Source organism: Pseudoalteromonas sp. P1-7a, assembly GCF_001401855.1.
GTDB lineage: Bacteria > Pseudomonadota > Gammaproteobacteria > Enterobacterales > Alteromonadaceae > Pseudoalteromonas.
On sequence record NZ_LKDU01000008.1, the window covers coordinates 20,010 to 38,645 of the forward strand.

At 42.2% G+C, this 18,636-nt stretch carries 17 protein-coding genes; 8 read left to right on the plus strand and 9 right to left on the minus strand.

Features of this window, described 5'->3' with window-relative positions; genetic code table 11:
- The first annotated feature begins 14 nt into the window (after positions 1–14).
- Positions 15–1,148, plus strand: coding sequence for a CsgG/HfaB family protein (locus AN389_RS07360; protein ID WP_055015589.1), 1,134 nt, complete (start codon positions 15–17; stop codon positions 1,146–1,148).
- Positions 1,149–1,195: 47 nt separating this feature from the next.
- Here AN389_RS07360 and AN389_RS07365 read toward each other — a convergent pair whose 3' ends face one another.
- Both AN389_RS07365 and deoC read right to left on the minus strand, forming a co-directional pair.
- Positions 1,196–2,044 (minus strand): SPFH domain-containing protein, encoded by an 849-nt coding sequence (locus AN389_RS07365; RefSeq protein WP_162838344.1) that lies wholly within the window; start codon positions 2,042–2,044, stop codon positions 1,196–1,198.
- Positions 2,045–2,057: 13 nt separating this feature from the next.
- The gene (gene deoC / locus AN389_RS07370) at positions 2,058–2,801 is read right to left on the minus strand and encodes a deoxyribose-phosphate aldolase (protein ID WP_055015591.1); all 744 of its coding nucleotides are present in this window, start codon (positions 2,799–2,801) and stop codon (positions 2,058–2,060) included.
- Positions 2,802–3,082: 281 nt separating this feature from the next.
- Between deoC and cysG the strand changes: the two genes are divergently transcribed.
- From cysG to cysQ, 6 genes are read left to right on the plus strand one after another with little or no spacing between them, the layout of a single operon-like run.
- Positions 3,083–4,510, plus strand: a complete 1,428-nt coding sequence (gene cysG, locus AN389_RS07375) for a siroheme synthase CysG (protein ID WP_055019516.1) — start codon at positions 3,083–3,085, stop codon at positions 4,508–4,510.
- A gap of 48 nt (positions 4,511–4,558) precedes the next feature.
- The gene (cysD, locus tag AN389_RS07380; protein ID WP_055015593.1) at positions 4,559–5,458 is read left to right on the plus strand and encodes a sulfate adenylyltransferase subunit CysD; all 900 of its coding nucleotides are present in this window, start codon (positions 4,559–4,561) and stop codon (positions 5,456–5,458) included.
- Positions 5,458–6,882 carry a sulfate adenylyltransferase subunit CysN gene (gene cysN, locus AN389_RS07385; RefSeq protein ID WP_055019517.1) on the plus strand — a complete coding sequence of 475 codons (1,425 nt, stop codon included), beginning with the start codon at positions 5,458–5,460 and terminating at the stop codon, positions 6,880–6,882. Before cysD ends, cysN begins: the two co-directional genes overlap by 1 nt.
- Before the next feature lie 31 nt (positions 6,883–6,913).
- On the plus strand, positions 6,914–8,638 hold the full coding sequence (locus AN389_RS07390; protein ID WP_055015594.1) for an SLC13 family permease: 1,725 nt from the start codon (positions 6,914–6,916) through the stop codon (positions 8,636–8,638).
- A 33-nt stretch (positions 8,639–8,671) separates the two neighbouring features.
- Entirely contained in the window at positions 8,672–9,268 is a 597-nt protein-coding gene (gene cysC, locus AN389_RS07395) for an adenylyl-sulfate kinase (protein WP_055019518.1), read from the plus strand.
- A gap of 5 nt (positions 9,269–9,273) precedes the next feature.
- Entirely contained in the window at positions 9,274–10,044 is a 771-nt protein-coding gene (gene cysQ, locus AN389_RS07400) for a 3'(2'),5'-bisphosphate nucleotidase CysQ (RefSeq protein WP_055017747.1), read from the plus strand.
- Between the two features lie 130 nt (positions 10,045–10,174).
- Here cysQ and AN389_RS07405 read toward each other — a convergent pair whose 3' ends face one another.
- A complete protein-coding gene (locus tag AN389_RS07405; protein WP_055019519.1) occupies positions 10,175–10,660 on the minus strand; it encodes a hypothetical protein in 486 nt (161 codons plus the stop codon).
- A 476-nt stretch (positions 10,661–11,136) separates the two neighbouring features.
- On the opposite strand from AN389_RS07405, the gene AN389_RS07410 reads away from it, so the two are divergent.
- Positions 11,137–12,408 carry an aromatic amino acid transport family protein gene (locus tag AN389_RS07410; protein WP_055019520.1) on the plus strand — a complete coding sequence of 424 codons (1,272 nt, stop codon included), beginning with the start codon at positions 11,137–11,139 and terminating at the stop codon, positions 12,406–12,408.
- Positions 12,409–12,489: 81 nt separating this feature from the next.
- On the opposite strand, the gene speD is transcribed toward AN389_RS07410, so the two are convergent.
- The 6 genes from speD to AN389_RS07440 all read right to left on the minus strand — a co-directional run bounded on the left by speD (position 12,490) and on the right by AN389_RS07440 (position 18,235).
- Complete coding sequence (gene speD, locus AN389_RS07415) at positions 12,490–13,302, minus strand: adenosylmethionine decarboxylase (RefSeq protein WP_004588193.1); 813 nt, start codon at positions 13,300–13,302, stop codon at positions 12,490–12,492.
- Between the two features lie 88 nt (positions 13,303–13,390).
- Positions 13,391–13,804, minus strand: a complete 414-nt coding sequence (locus tag AN389_RS07420) for an OsmC family protein (RefSeq protein WP_004588192.1) — start codon at positions 13,802–13,804, stop codon at positions 13,391–13,393.
- A 150-nt stretch (positions 13,805–13,954) separates the two neighbouring features.
- Positions 13,955–14,302, minus strand: coding sequence for a DUF3802 family protein (locus AN389_RS07425; protein WP_055015599.1), 348 nt, complete (start codon positions 14,300–14,302; stop codon positions 13,955–13,957).
- A 140-nt stretch (positions 14,303–14,442) separates the two neighbouring features.
- The gene (gene astD, locus AN389_RS07430) at positions 14,443–15,912 is read right to left on the minus strand and encodes a succinylglutamate-semialdehyde dehydrogenase (RefSeq protein ID WP_055019521.1); all 1,470 of its coding nucleotides are present in this window, start codon (positions 15,910–15,912) and stop codon (positions 14,443–14,445) included.
- 16 nt (positions 15,913–15,928) lie between these two features.
- On the minus strand, positions 15,929–16,945 hold the full coding sequence (gene astA / locus AN389_RS07435; protein ID WP_055015601.1) for an arginine N-succinyltransferase: 1,017 nt from the start codon (positions 16,943–16,945) through the stop codon (positions 15,929–15,931).
- An 84-nt stretch (positions 16,946–17,029) separates the two neighbouring features.
- On the minus strand, positions 17,030–18,235 hold the full coding sequence (locus tag AN389_RS07440) for an aspartate aminotransferase family protein (protein ID WP_055015602.1): 1,206 nt from the start codon (positions 18,233–18,235) through the stop codon (positions 17,030–17,032).
- Positions 18,236–18,636 lie beyond the last annotated feature (401 nt).

The window sequence follows — 18,636 nt, forward strand, 5'->3', positions numbered from 1 at the left end:
TTAAGGACAGTCATATGTTAAAAATGCCTAAAAAATTACTGCTAACTACGCTATTAACAGGCGCACTTTGCGCTTGTCAAAGTACATCAACAAATGTCACTTCAGGTCAAAATTCTCCCAACATAAACACAGTAGCTAAAGAGCAATATAATGGGCCCAAAGCACGAATAGCTGTTGCACGCTTTACCGATAAATCGAACGACTCAAGGTGGTGGAGAAAAGAAATTGGCGAAGGAATGGCTGATCAGCTTACAACGGCGCTTGTTACAACTAACCGTTTTATAGTATTGGAGCGCCAAGCTTTAGATGCCGTATTGTCTGAACAAGATCTAGCAACCTCAGGTAGAGTAAGCGCTACAACGGGTGCAGCATATGGTGAAATTGAAGGGGCTGAAATTGTTGTTGTTGCGGCCGTAACAGAGTTTGATGATGGTAGTTCCGGTGGCAGTGTTGGTTCAGGCGGCTTTATTGGTGATGTATTTAGCTCTGTATCAGCAGGGTTTTCAGGCACACATATGGCAATAGATTTACGCCTGATAGATACTCGCACATCACGTATTTTAGCAGCCACAAGTGTAGAGGGCGGCAGTACCGATTTCGATTTTACAGGCGCCGCAACAAACTTTGGTGGTTCATTGGTAGGTGGCAATATAAGCGGCTGGTCTGACACACCTAAAGAAAAAGCACTTCGTGAAGTTATCATCAAAGCAGTAGAGTTTCTGGAAACAAAAATTCCTGATACTTACTACCGTTACAACAGCAATAACACATTAGCATCGGGTTACACAGCCCCACCGCCACTAAAAGTAAGTAAAGTAAAAGCAGCAAGCAAACCTGTTGATGATATAAAGGTACCAAATCATAGAATGCCTCATTATGAAAAAATGGACTTAGCCATGTCACGCTTAAACTTAGTGTGTTTAGGCTATCTAAGAAACCAGCCCAACTACGAAGAATTTGAAACGCAAGACGTAGAATACGACCGTAAAACAGTCATTGCACTTCGAGAATATCAACAAGAGAATAAACTCGACGTAACAGGGCTTGCTGATGCCGCTACTAAAAAGTCTTTAGACGATTCTGAATGTATAGCTAAAAGCAATAAATCTGGTCTTGATAGCTTAGGTAGTATGTTTAAAGCCTTTTAGTAACAGCAACTTGGGTAGCTATAATTTAGCTACCCAAGTCCCTAGGCTTAATTAGCGCCTTTTACTAGCGGCACGCCATTGTTACCCACTGGAATATAAACGGTTGTATGGTTTGGCGACTCAGCCATTTTTACCTGAGCGTTTATAGCTTCATGTTGTAAATAATTTGCTGTGAGCGTTGCGTTAATAATTTTTTGGGCTTGGGCAATACCTTTTGCTTCTTCCACTCTTATTTCAGCATCTTTGCGGGCTATTTCTTTTTGTGTTTCTTTTTCTGCTAGTAGTTGCTGCGCAGCAAGTTTTTTCTCTACAGCGTTAGCCACAATAGCAGGGTAATTAATATCTCCCACTACTACATTTGCTAATTTAAAGGGCGTTGATGATAAATAAGTTTGTAAACGCAGGCTAACTTCTTGCGCTATTTTTTCGCGGTTGGTTTTCAGCTCATCACTGTCGTACTTTTGCACGATGTCACGCACATAGGTTCTAAATGTTTCACGCACAAAGCGTTTATACCAATTCTCTGCGCCGTACTCTTCTACAACCGTTTTAACTGAGCCACTTTGAATACCTATTACTGCATGAAAATCAAACTGAATATTTAAGTCATCATTGGCCAGTATTTGAAATGCCTCTGTATACGTATTTGGTCGCATATCAATATTTACAACCTCATTGCGAAGCAACGACACCCCATAATTTGCAGGGCCTTTCATGGTGCCTTGATAGCCCCCCTCACCGAATATACGCGGTTTTTCGTACACATACCCTTCTTCACCCGCTGGCGTGCTTGGGTTAGTACACGCCGTTAAGCCAAACCCAACAACCCCGGCCAAAATGGCACCTTTAGCAAGGTTATTAACCAGTGTTTGCATCCCTGAGTTTCTTGGTTTCATTCTATGTCCTTAGTTATTTTTCTAATACTTTATATACATTGCTTAATAAGCTTGAGGCACCAAACCTAAATGTAGCGGCTTGTAAATAATCCTCGCCCATTATTGAGCGTGTAAGTGCTAGGTATTCACTTGCATCACTTACAGTTTTAACACCGCCAGCGGCTTTAAAGCCCACTACTTTACCCGATTTTTTAATAGTATTAAGCATCACGTTTGTGGCTTCAAGCGTTGCATTTACAGCTACTTTACCTGTGCTGGTTTTTACAAAATCAGCCCCACCTTGAATCGCTAAGTTAGTTGCTTTAGCGATTAGCTCTTCAGTTTTTAGCTCGCCACTTTCTATAATTACTTTTAATTGCGCTTTTGTACCACAGACTTTTTTACTTTGAGTTACATACTCGAGCACTTTGCTGTGCTCACCCGCAATAAGCGCTTTGTAGGGGATCACTAAATCTATTTCATCGGCACCACGCTCAATAGCAATTAGCGTTTCGTTTATCACATCGCTCAGTGGCGCATCACCACTCGGAAAATTTGTAACCGTTGCTACTTTTACATGGTTAAGCTTGCGCGCAGCTAATGCTATTTTTGCATCATCTACAAAATCGCTGTAAATACATACCGCAGCCGGTGTGCCCAATTGTGGGTTTATACTATTTACAAGCTGCTGAATATCGTTTGAAGTATCAGCTGTATTAAGGCTGGTCAGGTCCATTAACGAAACCGCTAAGTGTGCGTCGTTGAGTTGCTCAGTCATCAGTAACCCCTTTAGGTAGGCGATAAATTAGGTTTAGTATCATAGTAACAAATTAACGTAATCTCGCTATAGCTCATAACCAAACACTATAAGCACAATATTGTGCGTGTAACTCGCCTTAATCCCCTATAGATTAAGCCTTAAACCTAAAACGACCACCCATTATAACTTTTGGTTATATAAACTTGGTTTTAATTATTTTTTACTTACTAATGCGCGCTATATTCTGCCATCTGCTCAATAGCGTTTTATTTTAGATTTAACTTAGAGGTGTTAACCACGTGCAGTATTTACCTATCTTTACCAAACTCGACAACAAACCCGTGCTGGTTGTTGGCGGTGGAGAGGTTGCATTACGCAAATGTCGCGCGTTTTTAAAAGCCCGCGCAAATGTAACCTTAGTGGCACCTTGGTTTTGTGATGAACTAAAAGAGCATGCACACAACAATGAAGTAACGCTTATTGATGCCTATTTTGATGAGTCGCACCTTGATGGCAAAATGCTGGTTATAGCAGCCACAGACTTAGACGAAGTAAACAATAATGTATTTGAGCTTGCAAATGCGCGCAACGTGTTTGTAAACGTGGTTGATGACCAGCCTAAATGTACGTTTATATTCCCATCAATAGTAGATCGCGACCCAATCACCATTGCTATATCAAGTGCAGGCACCGCACCAGTACTTGCACGGCGTTTACGTGAAAAGCTCGAAACGTTAATCCCACAACACATTGGCCCACTGGCTACTTTAGTTGGCAGCTTTAGAGATAAAGTAAAACAGCGCTTTAAACACTTTGCCGACCGCCGCCAGTTTTGGGAAGGCGTGTTTGATTCATCAGTCGTAAGCAAAGTACAAACCGGTAATACCGGTGCAGCACAAGCGCAGCTAGAGCAAATGCTTGATGCCAAAGCAGAGCCAGAGGGCGAAGTGTATGTAGTAGGTGCAGGCCCTGGCGACCCTGAGCTTTTAACCCTTAAAGCACTGCAATTAATGCAACAAGCTGACGTTGTTGTATACGACTACTTAGTGTCAGATGAAATTATGGAATTAGTACGCCGTGATGCCGATTTAGTCTGCGTAGGCAAACGTTTAGGCGATCACAGTGTAGCCCAAGAAGATACCAACCAAATGTTGGTTGATTTTGCCAAGCAAGGCAAAAAAGTGTGCCGCATTAAAGGCGGTGACCCCTTTATTTACGGCCGTGGCGGTGAAGAAGTACAAGTACTGGCTGCCAATAACGTGAATTATCAAATAGTGCCAGGTATTACAGCAGCTGCAGGTTGTAGTGCATATGCAGGTATTCCGCTTACGCATCGCGACCACGCACAAGCTATACAGTTTGTAACGGGGCACTGTAAAAAAGATGGCCAAGAGCTTAATTGGCAATCGCTTGCTAAAGCACATCAAACTTTAGCAATTTATATGGGCGTTATTAAATCGCCACATATACAAGCTCAGCTGTTAAAACATGGCCGCAGTGCAACTACACCCGTTGCCATAATAGAAAACGGCACGCGTAAAAACCAACGTGTTATTACAGGGCAATTGGGTGAGCTGGCAGATTTAATAGAGCGCAACAGTGTTGTATCGCCAGCCTTACTTATTATTGGCGAAGTAGCCGCTCTTCACTCGCAGCTTGCGTGGTTTAGCCAAAACGAGCAAACCAGTAGCTTTGCTCAGCCGCTAACTGGTGTATCAAATACATAATTATATTTACCTTAATCACTTTTAATCATTTTAGTAGGACGACTAACAATGGCTTTAACTCACCTTCAGCAACTTGAAGCTGAAAGTATCAAAATCATGCGCGAAGTCGCCGCTGAGTTTGAGAACCCAGTAATGCTTTACTCAATCGGTAAAGACTCGTCGGTACTTTTGCACTTAGCGCGTAAAGCATTTTACCCTGCAAAAATTCCGTTTCCGTTATTACACGTAGACACCAACTGGAAGTTTCGTGAAATGATTGAATTTCGCGATCGCCTTGCAAAAGAATACGGTTTTGACCTGCTGGTACACAAAAACCCAGAAGGCATGGCTATGAATATTAGCCCGTTTGAGCATGGCTCAGGTAAACATACCGACATAATGAAAACCCAAGGCTTAAAGCAAGCATTAGATAAATACGGCTTTGATGCTGCATTTGGTGGCGCACGCCGCGATGAAGAAAAATCTCGCGCTAAAGAGCGTGTTTACTCGTTCCGCGATAAACACCACCGTTGGGACCCTAAAAACCAGCGTCCTGAACTTTGGAATACCTACAACAGCCAAGTTAACCCAGGTGAGAGCATTCGTGTGTTCCCACTATCTAACTGGACTGAGCTTGATATTTGGCAATACATTTACCAAGAAAACATTGAAATGGTTCCGCTTTATTTAGCGAAAGAGCGCCCAGTAGTAGAGCGCGATGGCACCCTAATAATGGTTGACGATGAGCGCATGCCACTTAATGAGGGTGAAGTACCACAAATGAAGTCAGTACGTTTTCGTACTTTAGGCTGTTATCCACTTACCGGTGCAGTTGAATCTACAGCCAGCAACCTAACAGAAATTATTGAAGAAATGCTGCTATCTACGTCATCTGAACGTGAAGGCCGTGTAATCGATCACGACTCAGCAGGCTCAATGGAGAAGAAAAAACGTGAGGGGTATTTCTAATGTCTACCAATACTAACGACACCATTAACGAAGTAAAAGAAATTGGCATAGACGCCTACCTAGCACGCCAACAAGATAAAAGCTTATTACGCATGCTTACCTGTGGTAGCGTAGATGACGGTAAATCAACACTGATTGGCCGCCTTTTGCACGACAGCCACCAAATTTATGAAGATCAGCTAGCTGCCCTTCACAAAGATAACGAAAAAGTGGGTAACGCAGGCGAAGAGCTCGACTTAGCGCTACTTGTAGATGGCCTACAAGCTGAGCGTGAGCAAGGCATTACTATTGACGTAGCATATCGTTATTTTTCAACCGCTAAGCGTAAGTTTATTATTGCCGACACCCCAGGGCACGAGCAATACACACGCAACATGGTAACAGGCGCATCAACCAGCGATGTAGCCATTATTTTGGTTGATGCTCGCTACGGTGTGCAAGTACAAACTAAGCGTCATAGTTTTATTTGTGACTCGCTCGGTATTAAACAGTTTGTGGTAGCCATTAATAAAATGGATATCGTTGATTTTGACGAAACCGTTTATGAAAAAATTAAAGCCGACTACCTTAAATTTGCTGAGCAACTTAATGTAACAAACATTAAGTTTGTACCTATGTCGGCGCTTAAAGGCGACAACGTAGTAACACGCTCTACACATACGCCTTATTACACAGATAAGCCATTGCTTGAGCTTTTAGAAGACTCACCAGCGGCCGAAACCGATACCGGCTTTGAAGCACGCTTACCAGTGCAATATGTAGTGCGCCCTAACTTAAACTTCCGTGGTTTTCAGGGCACATTGGCATCAGGTAAGTTACACGTTGGCGATGCAATAAAAGTATTACCGTCGGGTAAAACATCAAGCATAAAAGAAATTGTGACCTTTAATGGCAACCTAGATCACGCAGAAGCCGGCCAAGCAATTACCGTTACCCTCAATAGCGAAATTGATATTAGCCGCGGCGATGTTATTGTGCCGCAAAGTTCAAGTGCAACGGTTACTAACCTTATACAAGCTAAACTTGTGTGGATGCACGAAGAGCCGCTGGTACTAGGTAAAAGCTACAACATTAAACTAGGTAGCAAAAATACATCAGCCGTGGTTAAAAAAATTGATCACACCATTGATGTAAACACCTTAGAGCACGGTACAGCCGATTCACTTCAGCTAAACGAAATTGCCATTGTTACGCTTGAACTAAGCGAAACAATATTAGCTGATGAGTATCACAACAACCACGAAACTGGCTCATTTATCCTTATCGACCGTTTATCTAACTTAACGGTTGCCGCAGGTATGATTGAGCAAGTACTAAAAAGCGAAAAACAAAACAGCGATTTCAGCGACTTTGAAATTGAGTTTAATAGCTTAGTACGCAAGCACTTCCCACATTGGCAAGCGCTTGATATTTCAAAACTGTAAGTATAAAAATGTCTGTTAGGAATATAAAAGCATGGTAGAGCAGCTCGTTTTAACAGGCATTATGCTTACCTTAGTTGGGTGCCTTTTTGGCACCCGCATTAATCCAGCATGGTTATTTGTAAGTGCTATTGGTACGGGTTATTTAACAGGCCTGATTGACCTTGAAAGCATGTTAGTAAACTACGCAAACCCATCACTCATTACCTTAGTGTTATTAGTACTTGTTTCAATTGCGATTGAAAAAACCACTTTAATTCAAAAACTATCGCAATCACTATCTAAAGGAAGCTTAGTAAAATCGGTTACCAAACTTGGCTTATCTACCGCCTTTTTGTCATCGTTTACTAATAACACCGCGGTGGTTGCATCGCTTATTACCGCCATAAAAGACAACCCAAATCATTCACCCTCAAAGCTACTCTTACCGCTGTCGTACACTGCTATATTAGGCGGCACCATTACACTTATTGGTACATCAACCAATTTAATAGTGAACGGCTTTGCTGTGGATGCCGGCATGGCACCACTTGGCTTTTTTGATTTTACCTTAATAGGCATTGGCGCATTAAGTGTGGGCCTTGTTACTATTTTAGTGATGCTCAAATACCTGCCCGACAACGGCAAAAACGCGCAAGAGGTTATTCCCTTTTATTTAGAGGGTAAAGTGCAGGCAGGCTCTAAGCTTATTGGCCGTACCGTAGAAGAAAACGGCCTACGCGAATTAAAAGATTTATTCCTCGCCGAAATTATTCGTGGCGATGAGCGTATATACGCAGTAACACCTCAGCAAATTATTAGACAAAACGACGTACTACTGTTTGTTGGCGACATTAAATCTGTTCCCTTATTAAGGCGCTTTGACGGATTAAAAGTAGTGCACGACAACCACGAAAAAGACATAGAACACCTAGTGGAAGTAGTGGTAAGTCAATCCTCTAAATTTATTGGCAAAACCGTAAAAGAAGCCCGTTTTAGAGAGCAGTTTCATGCCGCGGTTATTGCCATTCGCCGCGGGCACGACCGCTTACAAGGCGGCCTTGGGCAAGTGCAATTGCAAGCTGGCGACTCTTTAATACTCGCCCCAGGTAAAAATTTTTATTCTTTACCTAATTTAAACCGCGAATTTGTGTATATATCGGGGTTTGATTTACAAACACACTTAAAACCTAAGCAGTCTAATATTGTATTGGCAGGCTTTGCCGCGGTATTAGGGTTAAGCATTGTAGGTATAGTCCCCTTAGTAAAAGGCCTACTGGTGTTACTTATTGGCTTACTGCTTAGCGGCACAGTTAAACTTAGCGAAGTAAAACGTCGCTTTCCCATTGAACTACTTGCCGTCGTAGGCAGTGCTATAGGGCTTGCTAAATTAATGATAGAAACCGGACTTGCCGGGCAAATATCAAGCGCTCTATTTATGGTATTAGGCGATTTTGGCCCGTATGGCGCGTTTATCGCCATATTTTTAATGACCGTATTATTCACCGAGCTTATTACTAATAATGCCGCAGCTGCGCTTTCATTCCCTGTAGCTTACTCGCTAGCCGTGGGTTTTAATGTAGACCCTCTGCCCTTTATTATGGCGGTAGCGTTTGGCGCATCGGCCAGTTTTATATCACCATTTGGGTATCAAACAAACCTTATGGTTTATAGTGCGGGCAACTACCGCTTAAAAGACTACATAACAATGGGCTTGCCCCTTTCTATTATTTATTCAATCACGGTATTAACCCTGATCCCGCTCGTATTTCCTTTTTAATACGGGCGCTTAAAGTACAAGAGACTCACCACTATGGATGAAAATATTGTTTGGCATAACTACGCAATCACCAAGTCACAGCGTAGTGAGCAAAAAAAGCATAAACCGGCTATTTTATGGTTTACCGGTTTTTCTGGCTCTGGCAAAAGCACTGTAGCGAATGCACTAGAAGCAGCGCTTAACCAACAAGGCGCGCACACCTACCTGCTTGACGGCGACAACGTACGCCACGGCCTATGTAAAGACTTAGGCTTTAGCGACGAAGATCGTATTGAAAACATACGCCGCGTTGGCGAAACCGCAAAACTAATGACCGATGCAGGCTTATTAGTGCTTACCGCGTTTATATCGCCATTTAGAGCAGAGCGCGACATGGTGCGTAACTTAGTAGACAACGGCGAGTTTATTGAAGTATTTATAGATACTCCACTGGATGTATGTGAAAGCCGCGATCCTAAAGGCTTATACAAAAAAGCCCGCGCAGGAGAGATAAAACACTTCACCGGAATCGACTCAAGCTACGAAATCCCAAGCAACCCAGAAATAATTTTAGATACCAGTAAAAACACCCTAGACCAATCGGTTACACAACTGATAACGTATCTAAAACAAAAGCATATTATAGGTTAACCCCAATGAACCAAACCGAGCTACTAGAAGAAACCCTCATCCTTGCCCGCAAAGCAGGCCAAGCCATAATGGGGATTTACGAAAAGGACTTTAACGTTGAATACAAAGCCGATGAAAGCCCAGTAACCGACGCCGACTTAGCAGCTCATAAAGTGATTGTGGCAGGGTTAAAACAGCTCACCCCCGACACGCCTATACTTAGCGAAGAAAGCGCTGATATAAGCTGGGATATCCGTCAAACATGGAAAAGCTACTGGTTAGTAGACCCCATCGACGGCACTAAAGAGTTTATTAAAAAGAACGGCGAATTTACCGTAAACATAGCGCTTATCGAAAACGGTAAACCTGTACTGGCTGTAGTTGATGCGCCCGCACTTGGCGTATCGTACCTTGCTGCAGAAGCCATTGGTGCGTTTAAAGACAAAGGCGATGAGCGCATTGAGCTTAAAGTAACTACCAAGCCTAATAAAGGCCTAATACGTGTTGTAGGCAGCCGCTCGCACCCATCACCTGATTTAGCCGAGTTTGTAAAACGCTTTGAAGACGTTGAAATGGTGTCAAAAGGCAGCTCACTAAAATTATGTTTAGTGGCCGAAGGCAGCGCTGATATTTACCCGCGCTTAGGGCCAACGTGTGAATGGGATACTGGAGCCGGCCATGCAATTGCCGAAATAGCCGGTGCTAAAGTCACTAAGCTTGATGGCAGCCCGCTTTTATATAACACCAAAGATGAATATTTGAATCCGTATTTTATTGTTTCGGCGATAGAGGGATAAGAGCAGTTTTGAGTGGTTAGCTATCAGTTGTCAGCAAGACAAGTGATAGCTTTAACCCTTCATATTATGAAGAGGTGACAACTACACATTAGAGGGCTATTTCTCTGTTTAAAGCGCTTATTATATGCCTTTAGTTTGCAGGCTTATTTCTGTATCTTCGCAACTTTCTTAATAAGTGTTCAGGATCTTCCTCTGAGCCTTTAGCTCTCAAATATTCTTCGGCTACTTCATATTGCGAACGTTTTTTCTTTTTATAACTAATAGCTTCCACAGATAACGTCATCTCTAAAAATTTAACGTCTTGCTTTTTTGCTTCTCGCCCAGAAAAGTTTCCAATGCCTTTAATGGGCTTTCCATAAAATGATTCTTCAAGATCAACTTTACCACCTTGTAACATATACACTTCATAAATCTCTGATATTTTTAGAAGTAATTCAGGTGGTGGGTAAATTCCAAATTCCATAAAATATGCAAGTTTACCAAGTGGATTTTCCGACTCTAAAGGTCGGTCTTTTTCTAAATTTAACTCACTATAAAAGTGCTTATTAAGGTACTCCCACGCCTCCTCTAATTCATTAATGGTTTGCTCATTAATATCTAGGTATTTACTCTTCATAACAGCCCCTTAAAATATTACGGTAAAAATAAGCGCAGCAATTATGCTACCTAAAATATTTAAAGCTAATATACCACTTGGTTTCTTGTGCCACTTTATAGAATTATTGCTCATACTATTACCCCTTAATTAGTTAGGAAATAATTATTAACGAAGTCATTACAATAAGTAAGGACACTCAAGCTTTTAGATATCCGTTGCCACATCTACTCACTAAAATCTAAAACACTATAACTAAAATAAAGTAAGAATTTAGAGGAGCAATCACGTGTTGGGTTTCGCTTCGCTCTACCCAACCTACAACTGTGCTGGTTGAGGTATTTGTTTATTTTTACAGCGCTGTTTCGTATTCATGACACTTTTGCTGCAACGGCGTCTAATTAATTAGTCTACAAAATGCCTCAAAACATGAAACTTTTAGCTAAAAACTATATTCTTGCGCGCGATTATTATTTAAATAATGGATGAGCACACACATGACACCATCACAAGATGCAACGCTTTCAAATGCATCACAAACAGGTGAACACACACCTACTTCTAAATGGAACCTGCACGATACGCAGTGGACGTTAAGCCTTTTTGGTACCGCCGTTGGCGCGGGCATTTTATTTTTACCTATTAATATTGGTATTGGGGGTTTTTGGCCACTAATTATTTTAGCCTGTTTAGCCTTTCCAATGACCTTTTTAGCACACCGTGGCTTAGCCCGCTTTGTGTTGTCGTCTAAAAACAAAGATTCAGATTTTACTGATGTTGTTGAGGAGCACTTTGGTGTAACGGCAGGTAGGTTAATCTCTTTATTATACTTTTTATCTATATTTCCCATTTTGCTTATTTACGGCGTAGGCTTAACCAATACCGTTGACAGCTTTATGGTTAACCAAATGGGCCTTGAGTCACCTTCTCGCGTGTTGCTTTCGGGTGTATTAGTTGCCGGTATGATTAGCCTAATGATGGGCGGCGAGCGCTTAATGCTTCGCGCGTTCGCTATTTTGGTGTATCCGCTTGTGGGTATTTTATTTTGCTTATCGCTTTATTTAATACCCAGCTGGCAAATGCCAGATATGAGCCTCCCAGAGGCAGGCAGCTTTACTAAAACGCTGTGGTTATCTATTCCTATCATTGTGTTTTCGTTTAGCCATGCGGCGGCTATTTCAAGCTTTGTGAACGTGCAACGTGGGCATTATGGCGATCAGGCCACTAATAAGGCTGAGGCTATTTTAAAGCGCACTAGTTTACTACTTATTGTATTTGTACTGCTATTTGTGTTTTCGTGCGTGCTTTCGCTTACTAGCGAGCAAATGGCTACTGCTAAAGCGGCGAACGTATCGATTTTATCTTACCTTGCTAATATTACTAGTAATTCGTATATCGCGACTCTTGGCCCGCTGGTTGCCTTTATTGCGATTACGTCATCGTTTTTAGGGCACTTTTTAGGTGCACGCGAAAGCTTTACCGGTTTGGTAACTAAGCAAACAAGCTTAAGTGCAAAAGCAGCCGACAAAATTGGCGTACTTATTATGTTTTTTGCTATTTGGTTTTGCGCGGTTAAAAACCCAAGCATTTTAGACATGATGGATCAGCTCTCTGGCCCTATCATTGCGATGATTTTATTTATTATGCCTATGATTGCCGTGTACAAAGTGCCTGCGCTGAGTAAATACCGCAACCGTTTAAGTACCTTGTTTGTACTTGCTGTGGGCTCACTGGCCGTATGTGCGCTTATTTACAGCATGCTTAATTAAGCGATTTGCTATAAATACCCCATTAAAAATGGCGCTCATTGAGCGCCATTTTTTATACAATTTAATTGCTTTTAAACTAATTTATTCTGCGTCTGGTAAATTACGACCGTAGAATATTTCCTGCATTTCGCGGGTTAGCTTAGAGCGAATTTCTTCTTCTTCTTCATCCGATAACTCATCAGTCGATAGGCCGAACAGGTAAGTGTTTAAGTCGGTTTCTTTTAACATCATTTTAGTGTGGAACAGGTTTTCTTGATACACGTTCACGTCCATCATTTGGTACGCTTCTTTGGTATCTTCTGTCATGAAGTTTTGAATCGAGTTAATAGCGTGATCAATGTAGTGCTTAACGCCGTTTACATCGCGAGTAAAACCACGTACACGGTAGTCAATAGTTACTACGTCTGACTCTAGGCTATGAATTAAGAAGTTTAACGCTTTAAGTGGCGAAATAATGCCACAGGTAGATACTTCAATATCAGCACGGAATGTACAAATACCATCATCAGGGTGCGCTTCTGGGTAGGTATGTACACAAATGTGGCTTTTATCTAGGTGCGCAACAACAGAATCGGGTAATGGGCCTGGCGCTTCGTCAGCATCGTAATTTTGCTGCTCTTCTACCGGCTCTTCAGACACCAAAATAGTCACACTTGCGCCTTGTGGTTCATAATCTTGGCGCGCCACATTTAAAATGTTAGCACCAATAATATCAACAACATCGCCTAGTATGTCGGTTAGTCTATCTGCACTGTACTGCTCGTCGATATATTCAATATATTCTTTACGCTGTTGCTCGGTCTTTGCGTAGCAAATGTCGTAAATACTAAAGCTTAAACTTTTGGTTAAATTATTAAAGCCATGAAGTTTAAGTTTATCGAAGGGTTTGTTCATGATAAACCAACCTATAAATTAGTGAAATCTGCACCTGCAGAATGAAAAGTTCGCGGATTTTATACGAATTTTCCTCACGGAAAAAGCGTTATTTTACCTGTTCTTGCACAACTTCGTGGCTGTGGGTAATTTCTACTGTTTTATCAAGCATTAAAGCAACAGAACAATACTTTTCAGCAGAGAGAGAAACCGCCCTCGCGAGGTGTTTTTCCGACACATTATTGCCTGTAACAACAAAGTGTAAGTTAATTTTAGTAAATACACGCGGCGCTGTTTCTGCGCGCTCAGAGCTTAGTTGTACTTGCACATCAGAAAAATCTTGTTTGGCTTTTTTTAAAATACTTACAACATCTACCGACGAGCAACAGCCAACCGACATAAGTACCATTTCCATAGGGCTTGGTGCAGCGCTATCGCTACCAGCATCAAAAACGACATTGTGATTAGAATTAGAACGGCCAATAAAGGTGTCGCCTTCAACCCATTTTACATTTGCTTGCATGTGATTATCTCTAAAAAAAGTTTTATTGATTGTATAACAATCTGCAACGATACGTGAACGCTGAGATTAAATTTAGTGGTGTTATTAATAAGGCGAGAAGTAATAGGAGCGCAGCAATTAGGTCGCACTGCGCTGTGTTAACGGGTAACGTTAAGCGGTTTGTGTGACCGCGTTATCAAATAGATTTTTAATAAGCCCAGCAAACTCGTCTATAAATGCGTGCTGTTCAACCGTAACGGGCTGAGAGGTTATGCTGCTTAGTACTTCTTGTAAGTCGTAAACAATACCGTCTACCTCGCGCACTATTTGGCTGCGTTGCTCGGTATTAAGATTGGTATGCTGTTCACAAATTAGCATCACGTTTTGCGCTATAACGTCTTCTATGAGCTCCATAACGGTTGGCGCACCGGGTTTGATTTCGCCTGGCTTCTCAAATAACGCTAAATTTTGAGTTAGATACATGATCAAGTCATCGTACCCTTGCCTGTCTAAAACCATTGTGATTTTCACCTTTGAATAACTAATTGCATAGATTTAAGCAGAAAGCGCCACTAATTACTAGCTTTGCACGATACCAATACAAAAAAAGCAGCCTAAGCTGCTTTTCTCATTCTTTATAACTACAAATAGACTAGTAATTAATCTATTTTTAAGCCTGGGCTTAGTGTTGCTGGCATCGTTACTTTTTCAAGTTCTACCGAGGCAACAGGGTATGCACAGTAGTCAGCTGCATAATATGCGCTGGCTCTGTGGTTACCCGATGCGCCAATACCACCAAATGGGGCTGCACTTGATGCACCTGTAATTGGGCGGTTCCAGTTAACAATACCGGCACGAATACGACGTAAAAAGTGATTGTAGTCGGCTTCGCTGTCGCTTAATAAACCTGCTGATAAACCAAAGCTGGTATCGTTTGCTTTATCAATTGCGTGGTCAAAGTCATCAAAGCGGAACACTTTTAATAATGGGCCAAAGTGCTCTTCATCGGGGAAGTCACTAATTGCTGAACACTCAATAATACCCGGTGTTACAAAGCCCGTATTGGCTGTGTGCTCAAGCTCTACTAGTACTTCACCGCCAAGCTCAACAAGCTCGTTTTGTGCTTTTACCATGCCTGCTGCAGCCGCAGATGAGATCATAGAGCCCATAAATGGCTGATCTTCATCATCGTAGTTGCCTACTTTAATGGCTTTAGTAGCCGTAATAAGGCTTGCTAAAATGTCATCGCCTTGTTGGCCTTTAGGTAAAAATACTTTACGTGCACAGGTACAACGTTGGCCGCTTGAAATAAACGCCGATTGAATAATATCGTGTACCGCGGCTTTAGTATCTGCCACATCTTTAATAATTAGTGGGTTATTGCCACCCATTTCAAGCGCTAAAATTTTACCTGGCTGGCCTGCAAACTGCTCATGTAAAATATGACCCGTGCGCGAAGAACCGGTAAAGAATAAACCATCTATGCCTTTATGCGCAGCAAGGGCTTTACCTGTTTCTACTTCACCTTGAACAAGGTTAATTACACCGGCAGGTAAACCCGCTTTTTCCCAAAGTTTAAGGGTAAGCTCTGCTACCATTGGCGTAAGCTCAGATGGCTTAAATACGACTGTGTTACCGGCTAAAAGCGCTGGCACAATGTGGCCATTTGGTAAGTGCCCAGGGAAGTTATATGGGCCAAATACAGCCACTACACCGTGTGGTTTATGGCGGATCATCGCACGCCCTACTGGCATAGCGTTTTCAACGTCGCCGGTGCGCTCTAAAAATGCTTTTTCAGAAATGGCAATTTTACCTACCATAGCGCCCGCTTCTGTACGCGTTTCCCAAAGCGGCTTACCCGTTTCTTGCGCAATCGCCACAGCAAGCTCTTCGCTGTGCTCTTTAAGGGTTGCCGCAAAGGTTTTTACTACCTCTAGGCGCTCGTTAAAGCTTTTATCAGCCCAGCTGTAAAATGCTTCGCGCGCTGCATTAACCGCGCTATCTACTTGCTCTGCAGTCGCTGAAGATGCCTGCCAAATAACGTCGTTATTTGCAGGATTTACTGAATTAAATGCATTGCCTTGGCCTGGTGACCACTGACCATTAATAAATTGTGCAGGATGAGTCATTATACTTTCTCCTTAATTAAACTGGGGTTGCGCTTACGGTGTCGCCCGATTGAAGCTGTAGGGCATCAGCTATTGCTTGCGATAAAATAAGGCTGCTTGCACGCTCATCAAAGCTAAGCGCTGCAACCGTTGCACGGTAGTTTTCTAACTCGCCGTTAGCGAGCAGTACCATGGTATCGCCTGACGCTTCGCCTATTTCTACTTTAAAGTCTTTCGCATTACGAATTGTGGCAATGTTATCTACTTTTGCTTCTACTGTTGGGCCCGCATCAAAAATATCCACGTAACCGTTGAAGGTAAACCCTTCATTTTTTAATAGCTCGATAGCTGGGCGCGTGTTGTCGTGTACTTTACCAATCACCGCTTGCGCATCTTTGCTTAGCAAGTTTACGTAAATTGGGTATTTTGGCATTAGCTCAGCAATAAACACTTTTTGGCCTATACCTGTTAGGTAATCGGCGGTTGGAAAGTCCATTGAAAAAAAGTGCTCTTCTAGCCACTGCCAAAACGGGCTGCTGCCATTTTCGTCAGACACGCCACGCATTTCTGCTATTACTGTTTGTGCAAAACGCTGCTCATGTTGTTTTATAAACATAAAGCGCGCTTTTGAAAGAAGTTTACCGTTACAGTTTTTACGGTATCCATCTTTCAAAAATAAGGTACATAGTTCTGTTGCGCCGGTGTAGTCGTTACATAGGGTTAAAATATCAACCGCTTTGTATACATCGAGCGTGCGTGATGAATGAATCACTTTACTTAAGTGGTAATGATAAAACGCATCATCAAGCCCTACTGCAGCTTCAATAGCTGAAGTACCCACTACTTCACCGGTTTCGGTATCTTCAAGAACAAACAGGTAGCCTTCGTCACCAGGTTGTGACGTTTGTTTAGCAAATGAACTTACAGAATGGTCAATTTTCTTTTGCAGTAACTCTTCGTTTAACGGCAAAGATGTAAAACCATGGCCCGATTCGTGGGCAATTTTTAATAACGCTGCGTAATCATTTTGCTGGATTGGGCGAAGGATCATCATGAGTCCGCTTGCTCCCTTATCAATAACGGTAAATAGAATATGCAGGGCAAGCAGGCTTGCCCTTAATAAGGTGGTTTAACGCGTTTAAGCGTTTACTACGCTTGCGACTGCTTTTTCAAAACGCACCATACCTTCGCGAATATCCGCTTCGGTGATTACTAACGATGGCGTAAAGCGTACTACATCAGCACCCGCTACAAGCGACATAAGTCCTTGCTCGGTAGCTGCTACTAAAAACTCTTTTGCACGGCCTTTGTATTGCTCGTTAACGGCTGCACCAATTAATAAACCTTGGCCACGAATTTCGCTAAATACATTGTATTTTTCGTTTACCGCGTTAAGAAGCTCGTTAAATAATGCCGCTTTTTCTTTTACGCCCGCTAGTACTTCAGGGGTATTTACAGTGTCAAATGCGGCTTCGGCTACGGCACATGCCAAAGGGTTACCACCGTAAGTAGAACCATGAGTACCTACTTTTAAGTGCTGTGCAATCTCGGTAGTAGTTAGCATAGCGCCAATTGGGAAACCGCCGCCAAGTGCTTTAGCTGATGTTAAGATATCAGGCACTACGTTTAAACCTTGGTATGCGTATAGCTCACCAGTACGGCCAACACCTGTTTGTACTTCATCAAAAATAAGCAGTGCATTGTGTTTAGTACATAGTTCACGAACGCCTTGTGCAAATTCGTCAGTTGGCGAAATAATACCGCCTTCACCTTGCAGTGGCTCCATCATTACTGCACATGTTTTGTCGCTAATTAGCGCTTCAAATGCAGCTAGGTCGTTGTAATCACAATGTACGATATCGCCAGGCTTAGGACCAAAACCATCTGAGTATGCAGCTTGGCCGCCTACGGTTACGGTAAAGAAAGTACGACCGTGAAAGCCTTTGTTAAATGAGATAATTTGTGATTTTTCAGCACCAAATTTATCCAGTGCAAAACGACGTGCTAATTTAAGTGCCGCTTCGTTTGCTTCTGCGCCTGAGTTTGCAAAGTAAACTTTTTCTGCAAAGGTCGCATCGACCATTTTTTTAGCTAAACGTAGCGCAGGCTCGTTAGTCATTACATTTGATAGGTGCCAAATTTTTTCGCCTTGCTCTTTTAACGCACCTACTAATGCAGGGTGGCAATGGCCCAGACAGTTAACAGCAATACCACCGGCAAAGTCGATAAATTCTTTACCTTGTTGATCCCATACGCGAGAGCCTTCGCCTCGAACAGGAATAACGCTTGAAGGCGCGTAGTTAGGAACCATTACGTGATCAAATAATTCGCGATTGACTGTCATTTTTTTTCCTCTTAATTGTGAGCAACACAAAACATCAAAATAGGTGTTTGGTTATAAATGTAACCAAGATATTTACGCACTAAATAGCAAAAGGTTGAGCGTAAAACTGCCTTGTGGTTCAATTTTCAGGCGCTCATTATTTCAGATATTTGTGGTGCTGTCTCGTTAAAAACTTTCATGCAGGCCTTTAAAATAAAGGCCTTGGGATATTATTTCATAGATAGTGAATAACTATTTGCATAGAAAATAAATGTCACTTTTTAAGAGTTATGCCCCTGTGCAGTGAGTCGCGCCTGACATTAAGTGCTTAAAGTAAGGTGTACTTATGAAGATGTTAATGAATGAATAGTCGCAAAAAAATTAACAAAAAATTCAATAGTTAATGAAAATTTGCCGCCACC